Here is a 14508-nt window from a genome sequence, read left to right as displayed (position 1 = left end):
AGTGCCGGTATCGGAAATTCTCGTCATCCTGCTCGCCGGCCTCGGTGCCGGTGCGATCAACGCCGTCGTCGGTTCCGGAACGTTGATCACGTTTCCGACGCTGGTCGCGTTCGGGTATCCCCCGGTGGTCGCCACGATGTCCAACGCCATCGGATTGGTGGCGGGAAGCGTCTCGGGGACGTGGGGGTATCGCCGAGAACTACGCGGACAGTGGCATCGACTGCGCTGGCAATTGCCCGCATCTTTCGTCGGAGCGCTCGGTGGAGCATGGCTGCTGCTGCACCTACCGGAAAAAGTATTCGCCTCTGTGGTTCCGGTTCTGCTCATCGGTGCGTTGATTCTCGTTGTCGCACAACCGAAAATCCAAGCCTGGGCCAAACGGCGATCGGAGGCTGCGGGTAAGGCGGCGAACCAGATCGGTCGCGGCCGAATGGCTCTGGTCACCATCGGCACTCTGCTGGTCGGCATCTACGGCGGCTATTTCACTGCAGCACAGGGAATTCTGCTCATCGGCGTTATGGGAGCCTTGCTCCCCGAGACGATGCAGCGGATGAATGCAGCCAAGAACTTGCTGTCGCTCGTGGTGAACATCGTTGCCGCAGTTGCGTTCACGATTTTTCGATTCGACGACATCAGTTGGCAGGCCGCCGGTCTGATCGCCGTGGGATCGCTGATCGGCGGTGCCGTCGGAGCCCGGTACGGCCGCCGGCTGTCGCCGGCGGCCCTACGCGGTGCCATCGTCGTCCTCGGCCTCATCGGCGTATGGCGACTGCTCGTCTGATCCCTAGGACTGCGTTTGCTCCCTAGGACTGCGTTTGCGGCTTGACCGCGATGATCGTCGGAACGATCATCGGCTTGCGCCGGTACTTGTCCGCTACCCACCGACCGACGACTCGGCGCACTGCCTGCGCGATGCGGTGCGTATCGGACACGCCGTCGGACGCCAGACGCTGCAACTCCGACTCGACGAGTTGACCGGCTTCCTTGAGTGCGGCCGGATCGTCGGAGAAGCCGCGACCGGACACCTCGGGTGCGGTCACCGCACGGCCGGTGGCCGAATCGACGGCAACACTGATCGCGATGAAGCCGCCCTCGCCCAGTACGAGACGATCCGACAGCGTCGAATCGCCGACGTCACCGACCGACAGGCCGTCGACGTACACGTGACCGACCGGAACCTGCCCGACGATCTCGGCGAGCCCGTCGACCATGTCGACCACCACGCCGTCCTCGGCCAGCACCACGCGGTCCTCGGGTACACCCGTCGCCTTGGCCAGCGCCGCATTGGCGCGTAGATGACGCCACTCGCCGTGCACCGGCATGGCATTGGTGGGCCGTACCGCGTTGTAGAGGTACAGCAGCTCACCCGCCGAGGCGTGGCCCGAGACGTGAACCTTCGCATTCTGCTGCGTCACGACGGTGGCGCCACGCTTGGCGAGGCCGTTGACCACAGCGAACACCGAGTTCTCGTTGCCGGGGATGAGCGAGGACGCCAGTACCACGAGATCGTTGGCCTTGACGTTGATCTGACGGTGCTCGCCCCGAGCCATCCGGGACAGTGCCGACAGCGGCTCGCCCTGCGAGCCGGTGGAGATGAGCACCAACCGATCGTCGGGAAGCGTTGCGGCAGTGTCGACATTGACCTCGAGACCGTCGGGCACCCGCAGATAGCCCAGATCCTGGGCGATCTGCATGTTGCGGACCATCGAGCGTCCGACGAACGCGACGCGACGGTTGTACCGCTCGGCGACGTCGATGACCTGCTGGATGCGGTGCACGTGACTGGCGAACGACGCGACGATGACGCGCTGCTTCGCCTTGCCGATGACGGTGTCGAGTACGCCGCCGATCTCACGTTCCGGGGTGACGAATCCGGGCACCTCGGCGTTGGTGGAGTCGACCAGAAACAGGTCGACGCCCTCGTCGCCGAGCCGCGAGAAGCCGGCCAGGTCGGTCAGGCGCCCGTCGAGCGGCAGCTGATCGAGCTTGATGTCACCCGTGTGCAGCACCAGACCGGCATCGGTCCTGATGGCAATGGCAAGCGCATCGGGAATCGAGTGGTTCACCGCGAAGTACTCGCAGTCGAACGGGCCGTGCTGCGTGTGCTGACCCTCGATGACCTCGACGAGGTTCGGACGCAGCCGATGCTCACGGCACTTGGCCGCGACGAGCGCGAGGGTGAACTTGGATCCGACGACGGGCAGGTCAGGGCGCAGACGAAGCAGGAACGGGACAGCTCCGATGTGGTCCTCGTGACCGTGCGTCAGAACTACTGCCTCGACGTCGGCCATGCGGTTCTCGATGTGCCGGAAATCGGGCAGGATTAGGTCGACACCCGGCTGCTGGTCCTCGGGAAAGAGCACGCCGCAGTCGATGATCAGCATCTTGCCCTGGTGCTCGAACACCGTCATGTTGCGACCGATTTCGCCGATGCCACCGAGCGCAACCACACGCAGGCCCTTGAACGGTGCCTTGGGCGGAGTTCCGAGGCGTTGCGTCGGATCGAACTCGCGGCGCGTGTCGGGACGCTGAGTGCGCGCCGAGTTCTGCACCATCGGCTTGCCCTGCCGGGCACCTGACGGACGGCCCTGTGTGGGGGCCGGCCGCTCGGACGGCGGTCCGGCGTTTCGGGTTGCGCGTCCGCGCGATCGGTTAGGTCGTGTCATACAAGAACTCCTGCCGCCCGCAGCTCTGCTGCGAGCAATTCGATGTGATCGATGCTCGGTGGCACCTGGGGAAGTCGTGGTTCGCCGACATCGATTCCGATGAGGCGGAGGCCGGCCTTCGAGGCGCTGACGCCGCCGAGGCGTGCGACCGAGCGAATGACCGGAATGAGGCTGACGTTGATCGCCTGCGCCCGCGCGATGTCACCCATCATGAAGGCGGTGTGCAGTTCGCGGAGGCGAGCGGGAACGAGGTGGCCGATGACACTGACGAAGCCCGTCGCCCCGACCGAGAGCCAGGGAAGGTTCAGTGGATCGTCGCCGGAATAGAACTGCAGGCCTGTCGAGGCGATCAGTTCCGCGCCTGCGTTCAGATCTCCCTTGGCGTCCTTGACCGCGAGAATCCTGGGGTGCTCGGCGAGTCGGCGCAATGTCTCGGTCTCGATGGGCACGACGGAGCGGGGAGGGATGTCGTAGAGCATCACGGGCAGGTCGGTTGCGTTCGCGACCGCGGTGAAGTGGGCGTACAACCCGGCCTGAGGAGGCCGCGAGTAATACGGGGTGACGACGAGGAGACCGTGCGCACCCGCACGAGCGGCATCGCGCGCCAATTCCACACTGTGCGCTGTGTCGTTGCTCCCGGCTCCAGCGATGATGCGAGCTCGATGACCCACCGCGGCGATCACGGCGCGCAACAGCTCGAGCTTCTCGTTCTCGGTGGTGGTGGGCGATTCGCCCGTCGTGCCGGCCAGAACCAGTCCATCGTTGCCTTGCTCGACGAGGTGAAGTGCCAGCCGAACGCCTGCGTCGATATCCAACTTACCGTCCGCCGTGAACGGGGTCACCATGGCGGTGAGCACCGTACCGAACACAGGCGCAACGGAAGGAGCGGCGTCACCGTAGGTCATGGCAGCAGATTACCCGGTGCTTTGCCCACTCTCGCGCAGCGGGACTCCCCGCTGACACCCAGGCGGGTGTACCCGGTTCCGACCCGATCCGAACCTTGCCGCTACACCTCGGTCACGAACGGGCTGCGGGCCACTTCCGTACCGTCCGGCAACGTCGAGATCTCGAAGTCGCCGAACACGTCCGGAGCCACTGACACGAGCTTACGCAGACATTCGACGGCGACGCGGCGAATTTCGACGTCCGCATGCTCCGAGGCACGCATCGACACGAAATGACGCCATGCGCGGTAATTTCCGCTCACCACCACGCGTGTCTCGGTCGCGTTCGGCAGTACCGATCTCGCTGCCTGCCGCGCCTGCTTGCCGCGCAACGCGGCATTGGTGACCGACTCCAACTTGCCCTCCAGGGCACCGAGCAGCTCGGTGTACGCCGCGCGACTGGCCTCCGTCGCGGTCGCGAACAGTGCTTCGAGCTCGGGGTCCCCCTCGATCGCGGGCGGCAGAACGACATTGGCGTCGTGCTCGGGAACGAAACGCTGCGAGAGCTGCGAGTAGGAGAAGTGCCGGTGGCGAATGAGCTCGTGTGTGCACGACCGAGAGATACCGGTGATGTAGAAGCTCACGCTCGCGTGCTCGAGCACCGAGAGGTGCCCCACGTCGAGCAGATGGCGCAGATACGACGCATTGGTGGCGGTCCGGGGATTGGGTTTGGACCAACTTTGGTAGCACGCACGTCCGGCGAACTCGACCAGAGCCTGTCCGCCGTCGGCGTCGGTGTCCCACGGGATGTCGGCCGGGGGGACGAATTCGGTCCGAGCAACGAGTTGCACTTTCAGCGCGACCGTTCGGGGCACCGCTCTACGTTCGATTTCTGATGACACCGCACAACACTAAGTGCGGACCACCGCATTCGGCGACGCGTGACGTCATCACGGATCGAACGACGCCACCGTAGCGCCTTGACTGACGTCAATTATGACGCCACACTGGCGTCATGGAATTGGACAAGTACACCGAGTCGCTACGCACCGATCTTCTTGCGGCTGCCGCCCTGGGAGACGAACACACCCGGCAGACGGCGGAGGCACTCGGAAAGACCGCGGAGGCCTCGGCCAGATTGATGCTGCTCACCGCGCTGTCGGATTTCGCGGCCGAGGTGTCGAACGAGGTGGACGGTCACACCGTCACGGTCCGCCTCGACGGGCCCCGGGCGCACGCCGATGTACGACGCGACATCCCGATTGTGGACATGGGCGTAACCGACGCACCCGAAGCCGAGGACTACCCGACGATGGACGACGTCTCCGGCGAAGTACGACGAGTGACGCTTCGGCTGGTCGAACAGATCAAGGAACGCGCCGAGGATGCCGCCAACAACAGCGGTGTATCTCTCAATTCGTGGTTGTCGCAAGCGGTTCAGGGCGCTCTGCGTGATCAGATGCGCAAGGATCGCGGCTGGAACAACTGAGGGGCGCTACTTCTTCTCGCGCCACTCCCGCTCGAACGGGAGCCGCCAAGCGTGTGGCGCGATGAGTTGATGAATTGCGTTGGGGCCCCAGGATCCCGGTGAGTACAGGCGCACCGGAGGCGGATCAGCCAGCAGCGGCTCCGATACCTGCCACAGTCGTTCGATGCCCTCGGCAGTGGTGAAGAGCGTGTGGTCTCCGTACATGGCGTCGAGGATCAACCGCTCGTAGGCCTCGAGTACGTCGCCGACGCGTTCGGTTTCGTGAATGGCGAACTGCATGCTGAGTTTGTCCAGGCGCATCCCGGGCCCGGGCCGCTTGCCGTAGAACGACAGCGAGACCTTGGATGCGTCCGCCAGGTCGAAGGTCAGATGATCCGGGCCTTGAGCGCCGACCCCGGACCCAGCAGGGAACATGCTCTTCGGTGGCTCGCGGAACGCTATCGAGATGATGCGTTGGCCTTCGGCGAGACGTTTCCCGCTACGGAGGTAGAACGGCACACCGGCCCAGCGCCAGTTGTCGATTTCGCATTCGAGTGCCACGAAGGTGTCGGTGTCGGAATCGGGCGCCACGCCTTCCTCCGATCGATATCCCGTATACTGCCCTCTCACAACGTTTTTCGGGTCCAGCGGCACCATCGATCGGAAGACTTTGTTCTTCTCTTCACTGATCGCGCGGGGCTCGAGTGCCGTCGGCGGTTCCATCGCCATGAAGGCCAGCACCTGGAACAGATGGGTGACCACCATGTCCTTGTACGCGCCGGTGGACTCGTAGAACCCTGCTCGACCGTCGAGGGCGAGCTTCTCCGGGATGTCGATCTGCACGTGATCGATGAAGTTGCGGTTCCAGATCGGCTCGAACAACCCGTTGGCGAAACGAAACGCCAGGATGTTCTGCGCCGGTTCCTTCCCGAGAAAGTGATCGATCCGGAAGATCTGGTCCTCGTCGAACGTTTCGTGCACCCGTGCATTCAAGGCGATCGCGCTCTCGAGGTCGGTGCCGAACGGCTTCTCCATGATGATCCGGGAACGCTTCACCAGATCTGCCGACGCGAGCGTATCGACCACTGCGAGTGCAGCTCTCGGTGGAACAGACAGGTAGTGCAGGCGTTTGACGCTTCCTCCCAGTTCGATCTCGGCCTCGGCCACAGCCTCTCCCAGCGCCGCCGGTCCTGCCTTCTGCGATACGTAGGTCAGTCGCGAGGCGAAACGACTCCATTGCTCGTCGCCCACTTTGCGACTCGAGTAGGTGTTGATCGATTCGCGAGCGAGAGCGCGGAATTCGTCGGTCGACATCTCTTCGAGCGATGTGCCGACGACGCGGATGTTCGGCGCGAGATCGGACAATGCCAGGTGCATCATTCCGGACAGGAGTTTTCGCTTGGCCAGGTCTCCTGTCGCCCCGAACAGCACGACGACCTGGGGTGGAAGTTCGGAGGCGGTATCTGTCCGGCGCGAAGTCACAGTGGAAATAGTGGCACCGATCCTGCCGACGTGCACTTCGGAAGAATTCAGGGCACTTCGGCAGAATTCAGCGCAACGCTGCCACGAGGTCGCCGCGCTCCCCCACCACTACTCGTTCGAGTTCGAGCCAGTCGGCCATCTCCCGGAGAACGTCCCGCAGTCGTGGAGCAATGTCGCGGGCGTCGCGGTCCCCCTCGACGTAGGCCGCAATGACGTGCAGTTCGGATTGCGCTCGCACCGCCTTCAGGTCGACGCGCGCCACCAACTGGCCGTCGAGCAAGAAGGGAAAAACGTAGTAGCCGTGAATCCGCTTGTGCTGCGGGGTATAGATCTCGATGCGGTAGTGGAACCCGAAGATCCGCTCCACCCGAGGCCTGAAGAAGATCATCGGATCGAACGGGCACAACAGGGCGGCCGCGGTTGCGGTTCGCGGTGTTCTGGCGTCTCGATGCATGTAGGCCGGCGCATTCCACCCTCGGACCGACACCTGCTCGAGAACGCCGTCCTCGACCAGGTCGGCGATAGCGGCCTTGGACTGTTTCTGGGAGAGCCGATAGTAATCTCGCAGGTCCGGCTCGGTACCGATTCCCAGTGCGCAAGAAGACTTTTCGATCAGCGCCCGCACCGCATCGGACTCTTCGACGCGCCTGTGCAGCACGGCTTCGGGAAGCACCCGTTCACTGAGTTCGTACTGCCGAACGAACCCGGAACGTGCAGGCACGCTCACCACGCCGGCAGCGAAGAGTTGCTCACAGACGACCTTGACGTCGCTTCGATCCCACCAGGGACCTTTTCGCCCGGGCTTCTCGACGTCCAGATGCTTCTCTATTTCACCCGCGCTGGCCGCGCCGTGCTCTCCGATCACGGCGAGAACATCGTCCACCAACGTCGGTTCACGGTCGAGAATGCGGGCGGCTCCGCCCCATCGACCGTGTCGATACAACTCCATGCGCCACCGCATCAGCGGCCAGTCCTCCACCGGCAGCAAAGCTGCCTCATGCGCCCAGTACTCGACCAACCGCCTGGGGCGTCGGGTGGTGTCGGTCCACGCGGCGTCGTCGACGATCTTTCTGTCGTAGGCGCCGACGCGGCTGAACACCGGCGCGTAATGCGCGCGCACCACCACCGACACCGAGTCGATCTGCAACAACCCGGTGGCGTCGATCGCGGCGTGTACTGACGCTCGGCCGGCCGGGGCGCTCCTGCTACGACGCGAAGCCAGCCCCTGGGCGGCCAAAGCAGTGCGTCGCGCCATCGCAGCGCTCATGTCTCGCATCGGGCCACCCTGTCACGACCCACCGACACGGTGCGTCAGGTGCTGAAGAGATTCTTCGCTTTGAGGATCAGCTCGTACAGTCCGTAGGCGAACGGCACGGACACCCACAGCCATGCGATCACCATCGTTCCCTGCATTCGCGCGGTGGTCATGCCTTGGCTCCTGTCGAGGTCGTCGAATCGGCGGGCGCAGCCGGATCGGATTCGTGGAATTTCGACGCCACCGGTTTGATGGCTTCGTTCGCCAGGAACCCGACGACCAACAATCCGATCATCACGTAGAAGGCCGGGAGGTACCGGCCGGTGGTTCCCGACTCTCCGGCGTCGGCGATGGCGTTGACGATCAATGGCCCGAGAACACCTGCCACCGACCATGCGGTGAGCAGTCGTCCGTGGATTGCGCCCACCTGGTACGTGCCGAACAGGTCCTTGAGGTAGGCCGGAACGGTTGCGAATCCAGCGCCGTAGAACGACAGGATCAGCAGTGCCGACACCATGAAGAGGATCTTGTTCGTATTGGTGAACAGTGCGATGTACAGGTAGAGCAACGCGCCGACGCCCAAGTACATCCGGTAGATGTTCTTGCGGCCCACCGCGTCGGAGACCGACGACCAGACGAACCGTCCGATCATGTTCGTCAACGAGAGGAAGGCAACAAAACCGGCTGCCGCAGCAGCCAGAGACTCCGGCGAGGTGGCGTCGGGAAAGAAGTCCTGATAGATACCCGAGCCTCGCTCGAGGATTCCGATACCGGCAGTGACGTTGAAACACAGCACAACCCACAACAACCAGAACTGCGGAGTCTTGACGGCGTTCGCGGCCGACACGTTGTGCGTGGAAATCATCGCCGACGACGCCGGCGGCGTCCATCCGGCCGGTGTCCATCCTTCGGCCGGCACTCGAATGAGAACGACCCCCAGCGCCATGAACACCGCGTACCCGACGCCGAGCGTCAGGAACGTCTTGGCTATCGAACCATCGGTGAAGCCGCCGAAGTTCACCATCAGTTGGCTGGTGAGGGGTGACGCGATGAGTGCACCGCCGCCGAAGCCCATGATGGCGATACCGGTGGCCATTCCCGGCCTGTCCGGGAACCACTTCATCAGCGTCGACACGGGCGAGATGTATCCGATTCCGAGGCCGATACCGCCGACGAACCCGTAACCGAATATCACCAGCCAGAACTGGCCGAGTGCCATGCCGAGTGCGGAGATGAGCAGTCCGGATACGAAAAAGACCAGAGAGACGGCCATCGCCCAGCGGGGACCGTTCTTCTCCACTCTGGTCCCGAAGATCGCGGCAGACAGGCCGAGCATCACAATGGCGAGCTGGAACGGAATAGCGGTGACGGTTCCGCTGAGCCCCAGGGCGTCGGGCTGTGAGATGGCGTTCTTGAACACGCTCCATGCGTACGCAGACCCGATCGCGAGGTGGATCGACAGTGCTGCCGGCGGTATCAACCAGCGACTCCACTCGGGCGTAGCAACGATTCTGGAGCGGTCGAGAATGGGAGGGTCATCGAAATCCCTTGGTATCGAGAGCGGTACAAATATCAACTATCCCCTGCAGTCAAACACGGGCACCGCCCTGCCTGCTCACAATCGGACATAGTTTCTTCACCGAACTCACTACATCGAGCCGGGCATCCTCGGGGCCGCGTAATCTGGGGACAGTGGATATCGAACGGTGGCGTAGCAGATTGCCGGTGAAGCGAGCCTCGGACGGCGAGGTGATCGGGTGGACTGTCGCACACAGCTCGAGTGGATCGACTCCGCGCGACGAACACGACGAGGGATACCTGGTCGATGCCGTCAATCCGGTGGGAATCACTGTTGCGCAGGGTGTGTCGTTGGAGGACGCGATTGCCGCCCTGGAAGAACGCGGACTGGCATCACTGTCGTTGCCGCACTGGACGAAAGCCCCGCTGCCTCTGCAGCTCGAGACCGATCTCCTCACGCCGCAAGATGATTGGCAGTGGCGTCGGGTATTGATGACGCAACTCGACGACAACCGAGTGTGGATCAGACCCGCGTACCCGAGTTGGCCGGAACGACTACTCGAAATTCCGTTGTCGATCCCGGCCGACGACGTTCTGCGACCCCACTCCCCCGCCGATTCCGACTGAGTCAATAGTTCTTCAGAACAGACCTCAGCGCATCTGCCAGCTGCGTCAACCCGGGTTCCTCCACGGGCAGATGACCGCACCCGTCGAGCATCACGATCTCGGTGTCTGCCCGGATGCGTTGTAAGAATCGGATACTGACCTGTGGCGGCGTCCATCGATCCTCGGCGGGATGGGTCAGCAGGACCGATGGGCCGTCGTACTCTTCGGGCCGGGTGTGCGCGTAACCGAAGAAGTCGGCGAGAAAGCCGACGGGAACCGCGACCCCTCCACCCTTGGGGTCTCCAGCGCACAGGTTCGACAGTTCGGAGTTCAGACTCATGTTCGCCATGTCGGCCATCCACCTGACGGGAACACGAACCCGACCCGCCACCGATGACACCGCCCGCAGCAGCTGGGGTGCGGGTCCGCCGAGGATGTCGAAGCGGGCGGCAGCCCGACGGGCGACCGGATCGGCGGGGTCGAGCAGACATGTGGCGATCACTTTGTCCACCAACCCCGTTCGATGTGCAACCTCGTAGGCGAGCATGCCGCCCATGCTGGCACCGAACAGGATCAACGGGCGGTCGTCGATCGACTTCTCCGCGACGACGAGGTCGCAGAGAAGATCGAGCCAGTCTCCGTAGCGCACCGACGCTGGATCAGGGACGACGGTGTCTCCGTACAAGGGCAGGTCGGGACACATCACTTCGAATCCCTCACTGGCTGCAATCGCGGCGTACGGCCACAACAGACCCGAGTAGCCGCCCGCTCCGTGCAGAGCCAGCACTCGGACCTTCGATTCGGGCCTGACCGCGCGCGCCACATGAACAGACGTGTCGCGCCACGTCCAGTACGTCGACTCGGGACCGCCGGTGGACGCTCCCTGGTACGCCGTGGGTAGAAATCGGCCGTATCGGTCGAAATCCATGATCGGATCGTAACCCTCAGTCGGACAGTACGGCCGAGACCGTGCCGCCCAGTTCGTAGCAGCGCTCGCGCGCCGCCTTTCCCCCGTCGGCGAGGTGCAAGGTGCCGAACACCTTCTCCAATCCCCAGCCCGACGCGATGGTCTCGACACCGCGTGCAGCACCCACGGTGTCGTTGTTGCCGTGAATCCATGCCCCGTAGGGCTTTCCGGCGACGGCGTCCAGGCACGGGTAGTAGACGGTGTCGAAGAAGTGCTTGAGCGCTCCGCTCATGTATCCGAAATTGGCGGGTGTGCCGAAGAGGAAACCGTCGGCATCGAGCACGTCCGGGACTGTCGCGCCGAGAGCAGGCACACTACGCACGTCCACCCCGGTGATCTCGGGATCACGCGCACCGGCGAGAACGGCCTCCAACAACTCGCGAGTGAGCGGGCTCGGGGTGTGATGAACGACCAGCAGAGTGCGCGGCATCGACCGTCAGCTCTCTGCGCGTTCCAGTGCCACCGCGCGTTTCATGGTCTCGCGAGCTCGCCCACGATCGCCCGCATAGTCGTATGCCCGCGCAAGCCGGTACGAGCTTCGCCAGTTGTCGGGATCCTTTTCCCACTCGGCCTTGATCTGCTGGAACAGCTCGTCGGCGGCATCGCGTTCGATTCGTCCCGACGGCATCCGAGGGAGGTCGTCGACGTCGAGTTCGAGGCCTTCCTCCCGCATGCGTGATGCCAGCCGCTGATGGTCGAAGCCCGCTTTGAGCGTCGCCCACACGATCCACAACCCGACGATCGGCAGCAGGATGACCCCGATCCCCAAGGCGATACTGGCCACCCCGCCGTTCTGGATCAGCGTCACTCCGCGCTGGCCGAGCAGGAAGAAGTAGAAGCCGAGGATCAACACCATCACTGCAATGATGGCGACAACCTTGGTCGCTTTGTTCACTGTCGATCAGCTCACAGATCCAGTAGCGGGTCGAGGCCGACGGTCAGCCCCGGCCGGGCAGCGATCTCTCGCACTCCGAGGAGCACGCCCGGAGCGAACGACGTCCGGTCCAGCGAGTCGTGTCGGATGCTCAGCGTCTCGCCCTGTGTCCCCAGCAGAACCTCTTGATGCGCAACGAGTCCCGCGAGTCTGATGGAATGCACACGCACTCCGTCGACGTCTGCACCGCGTGCGCCGTCCAGTTCGGTCGTCGTCGCATCGGGGCTGGGCGCGGTGCCTGCGGCGGCGCGTGCTTCGGCGATCAGCGCAGCAGTGCGGTACGCCGTGCCCGACGGGGCGTCGGCCTTGTTGGGGTGATGCAGTTCGATCACCTCGACGGAATCGAAGAACCGAGCGGCCTGCTGAGCGAAGCGCATCGACAGCACCGCTCCGATGGCGAAGTTGGGGGCGATCAGCACTCCCGTCTCCGGGGATCCGGCCAGCCATTCACGGACCTGTTCGAGCCGCGGCTCGTCGAATCCGGTGGTACCGACAACGGCGTGGATGCCGTGCTCGATCAGGAACTGCAGGTTGTCCATCACCACATCGGGGTGGGTGAAATCCACGACCACCTGGGCACTGCTGTCGACCAGGTTCGCCAGCGGATCACCTTGGTCGACGGTTGCCACGAGCTCGAGGTCGTCGGCTGCCTCGACGGCTGCGCAAATAGCCTGCCCAACCTTGCCTCGCGATCCCAGTACCCCTACTCGAACAGGTGCTGTTGCACTCACGTCGTACCCACACTCGTTTCTTCGTCGTCTCGAGGCCCTACCGACCTCAGAGCCTACTTTCCCTGTGGTCCGCACCGGCAGCTACGGTCGTCCGGTGACGTCCACTGTTCTGTTCGCCGACCGAGTCGATCTGGTCCGCGGGGGCCGATACCTGCTCAGCGATGCAACGATGAGGGTCGACGAGGGCGAGCACTGGGTGTTGCTCGGTGCCAATGGTGCCGGCAAGAGCACCCTGCTCAGCTTGCTGGGTGCCATCGTCCATCCCACCCGCGGTGCCGTGCACGTTCTGGGTCATCGCCTCGGCCGGGTGGACATGCGGGAATTGCGCACGCACATCGGCCACGTCGATCCACGGCTGAGGATCGACGCTCCGCTGACGCTGTTCCAGGTGGTGCTGACCGGGCTGACCAACACTCCCGACCTGATCCCGAGGTGGTCGGCCACCGAGAACGACATCGCCCGCGCTCACCGCCTCATCGAGTCCCTCGGTGTCGCCCATCGCACCGAGGCGTCATGGCACACGCTCTCGCAGGGAGAACGCGGCCGAGCGCTCATTGCGCGCGCCCTGCTCCCCGACCCTGCGGTGTTGCTGCTCGACGAGCCCGCCACCGGACTCGATCTCGCTGCCCGCGAACAACTCCTGAGTGCGCTCGATTCGCTGCGGGCCGAGCATCCGAACCTGGCGAGTATCCTGGTGACGCACCACCTCGAGGAAATTCCGGTCTCGACCACGCACGCGCTCTTGGTCCGCAACGGAAAAGTACTGGCGCAAGGGTCTGTCGACGCTGTGCTGACCACCGAAAACATCAGTGTCTGTTTCGACCATCCCATCGAGATCTCGAAGCAACGTGGCCGCTGGGTGGCCACGGCCTCGCAGAGCTGATGCTCAGTCGAAGACGATCACCTGACGGATCGCGTTACCGTCGGCCAATTCGTCCATGCCTCGGTTGATCTGGTCCAACGTGATACGCGAGGAGATCAGCTTCTCGACGGGAAGCCGACCCTCGCGCCACATCTGGGCGTACGTGGGAATATCGCGCGCCGGGACGGCGGAGCCCAGGTAGCTGCCGATGATCGTGCGCGCTTCCGCCACCAGGCCCAAGGGCGAGATGGACGACCGTGCGTCGGGTGCGGGAAGTCCGACGGTGATGGTCTTTCCCCCGGGAGCGGTTGCTGCGACCGCAGTCTCGAAGGCGCGGGCATTACCTGCGGCCTCGATCACGATGTCGGCCTTGATGCCCTTCTCTGCAAGCTCGGCGGGCGAGTAGACCTGTGTCGCACCGAGATCGGTCGCGGTGGACAGCTTGTCCGGCACGCCGTCGACACCGATCACCTCACCGGCACCGACCGATACAGCCGTCAGGACCGCCGCCATGCCCACTCCGCCGAGGCCGACCACCATCACCGACTGCCCGGGCTTCGGAGTTCCGGCGTTGAGCACCGCCCCGCCGCCGGTCAGTACCGCACAACCGAGGACCGCCGCGATATCGGCCGGGATGTCGTCCTCGACCGGAACCACGGACTTTCGACTCACCACTGCGTGGGTGGCGAATCCGGAGACTCCCAGGTGATGCTTGACCTCTTCCCCGTCACGGTGCAATTTGATGCCTCCACCGAGCAACGTGCCGGCATTGTTCGACGCACTACCCACGACGCAGGGCATCTGGCCGTCGGTGGCGCACCCGGCGCAGTCACCGCAGCGCGGCAGGAAGGTCATCACCACACGGGTCCCGACTGCGATGTCGTCGACGCCCGCGCCCACTTCCTCGACGCGGCCCGCGGCCTCGTGTCCGAGCAGCATCGGGACCGGACGAACGCGATTGCCGTCGACCACCGACAGGTCCGAGTGGCACAGCCCCGCGGCTTCGATTCTGATCAACAGTTCGCCGTCGCCCGGCGAGCCGAGCTCGAGATCGGAGATCGTGATGGGATGCGAGTCCGCGAAGGGACGAGATCGGCCGATTTCTTCGAGTACTGCGCCGCGAATCTTCATCCCG

At 64.1% G+C, this 14508-nt stretch carries 16 protein-coding genes; 4 read left to right on the top strand and 12 right to left on the bottom strand.

The annotated features are described in order from the left end of the window. Position 1: 1 nt before the first annotated feature. A complete protein-coding gene (locus tag ACQR3T_RS06060; RefSeq protein ID WP_428692769.1) occupies positions 2 to 781 on the top strand; it encodes a sulfite exporter TauE/SafE family protein in 780 nt (259 codons plus the stop codon). A 22-nt stretch (positions 782 to 803) separates the two neighbouring features. Here ACQR3T_RS06060 and ACQR3T_RS06055 read toward each other — a convergent pair whose 3' ends face one another. From ACQR3T_RS06055 to thyX, 3 genes are all read right to left on the bottom strand, one after another. Next, positions 804 to 2555 (bottom strand): ribonuclease J, encoded by a 1752-nt coding sequence (locus ACQR3T_RS06055; RefSeq protein WP_032377141.1) that lies wholly within the window; start codon positions 2553 to 2555, stop codon positions 804 to 806. 107 nt (positions 2556 to 2662) lie between these two features. Then, positions 2663 to 3571, bottom strand: a complete 909-nt coding sequence (gene dapA / locus ACQR3T_RS06050; protein ID WP_428692768.1) for a 4-hydroxy-tetrahydrodipicolinate synthase — start codon at positions 3569 to 3571, stop codon at positions 2663 to 2665. A gap of 101 nt (positions 3572 to 3672) precedes the next feature. Next, a complete protein-coding gene (gene thyX, locus ACQR3T_RS06045) occupies positions 3673 to 4425 on the bottom strand; it encodes an FAD-dependent thymidylate synthase (protein ID WP_032377139.1) in 753 nt (250 codons plus the stop codon). Between the two features lie 140 nt (positions 4426 to 4565). Here thyX and ACQR3T_RS06040 point away from each other — a divergent pair, with 140 nt between their 5' ends. Beyond that, positions 4566 to 5039 (top strand): hypothetical protein, encoded by a 474-nt coding sequence (locus ACQR3T_RS06040; RefSeq protein WP_032377138.1) that lies wholly within the window; start codon positions 4566 to 4568, stop codon positions 5037 to 5039. Positions 5040 to 5045: 6 nt separating this feature from the next. Here the strand turns inward: ACQR3T_RS06040 and zwf are convergent, their stop codons facing one another. The 4 genes from zwf to ACQR3T_RS06020 all read right to left on the bottom strand — a co-directional run bounded on the left by zwf (position 5046) and on the right by ACQR3T_RS06020 (position 9283). Further along, on the bottom strand, positions 5046 to 6500 hold the full coding sequence (zwf, locus tag ACQR3T_RS06035; RefSeq protein ID WP_428692767.1) for a glucose-6-phosphate dehydrogenase: 1455 nt from the start codon (positions 6498 to 6500) through the stop codon (positions 5046 to 5048). 67 nt (positions 6501 to 6567) lie between these two features. Next, positions 6568 to 7776, bottom strand: a complete 1209-nt coding sequence (locus tag ACQR3T_RS06030; protein ID WP_428692766.1) for a winged helix-turn-helix domain-containing protein — start codon at positions 7774 to 7776, stop codon at positions 6568 to 6570. Between the two features lie 35 nt (positions 7777 to 7811). Next, positions 7812 to 7928, bottom strand: coding sequence for an MFS transporter small subunit (locus tag ACQR3T_RS06025; protein ID WP_420030340.1), 117 nt, complete (start codon positions 7926 to 7928; stop codon positions 7812 to 7814). Further along, a complete protein-coding gene (locus ACQR3T_RS06020) occupies positions 7925 to 9283 on the bottom strand; it encodes an OFA family MFS transporter (protein ID WP_428693070.1) in 1359 nt (452 codons plus the stop codon). The genes ACQR3T_RS06025 and ACQR3T_RS06020 overlap by 4 nt, the downstream gene beginning before the upstream one ends. A gap of 164 nt (positions 9284 to 9447) precedes the next feature. Between ACQR3T_RS06020 and ACQR3T_RS06015 the strand changes: the two genes are divergently transcribed. Continuing rightward, complete coding sequence (locus tag ACQR3T_RS06015) at positions 9448 to 9900, top strand: hypothetical protein (RefSeq protein ID WP_052058487.1); 453 nt, start codon at positions 9448 to 9450, stop codon at positions 9898 to 9900. Between the two features lies 1 nt (position 9901). Here ACQR3T_RS06015 and ACQR3T_RS06010 read toward each other — a convergent pair whose 3' ends face one another. Genes ACQR3T_RS06010 through dapB form a run of 4 tightly spaced genes read right to left on the bottom strand, consistent with a single transcriptional unit; the run spans position 9902 to position 12511 of the window. Next, entirely contained in the window at positions 9902 to 10807 is a 906-nt protein-coding gene (locus tag ACQR3T_RS06010) for an alpha/beta hydrolase (RefSeq protein ID WP_428692765.1), read from the bottom strand. A 16-nt stretch (positions 10808 to 10823) separates the two neighbouring features. Continuing rightward, positions 10824 to 11276, bottom strand: a complete 453-nt coding sequence (locus ACQR3T_RS06005) for a flavodoxin family protein (protein WP_037173950.1) — start codon at positions 11274 to 11276, stop codon at positions 10824 to 10826. A 6-nt stretch (positions 11277 to 11282) separates the two neighbouring features. Continuing rightward, positions 11283 to 11702: a hypothetical protein gene (locus ACQR3T_RS06000; protein WP_052058497.1), complete on the bottom strand. Its 420-nt coding sequence runs from the start codon at positions 11700 to 11702 to the stop codon at positions 11283 to 11285. 50 nt (positions 11703 to 11752) lie between these two features. Then, entirely contained in the window at positions 11753 to 12511 is a 759-nt protein-coding gene (gene dapB, locus ACQR3T_RS05995; protein ID WP_032377119.1) for a 4-hydroxy-tetrahydrodipicolinate reductase, read from the bottom strand. 94 nt (positions 12512 to 12605) lie between these two features. On the opposite strand from dapB, the gene ACQR3T_RS05990 reads away from it, so the two are divergent. Continuing rightward, positions 12606 to 13394, top strand: a complete 789-nt coding sequence (locus ACQR3T_RS05990) for an ABC transporter ATP-binding protein (RefSeq protein ID WP_428692764.1) — start codon at positions 12606 to 12608, stop codon at positions 13392 to 13394. A gap of 3 nt (positions 13395 to 13397) precedes the next feature. Here ACQR3T_RS05990 and ACQR3T_RS05985 read toward each other — a convergent pair whose 3' ends face one another. Next, complete coding sequence (locus ACQR3T_RS05985) at positions 13398 to 14504, bottom strand: alcohol dehydrogenase catalytic domain-containing protein (protein WP_428692763.1); 1107 nt, start codon at positions 14502 to 14504, stop codon at positions 13398 to 13400. Positions 14505 to 14508 lie beyond the last annotated feature (4 nt).

Source organism: Rhodococcus sp. IEGM1428 (genome assembly GCF_050321865.1).
Taxonomy (GTDB): Bacteria; Actinomycetota; Actinomycetes; order Mycobacteriales; family Mycobacteriaceae; genus Rhodococcoides.
This window is presented reverse-complemented; position numbering and strand designations above follow the sequence as displayed.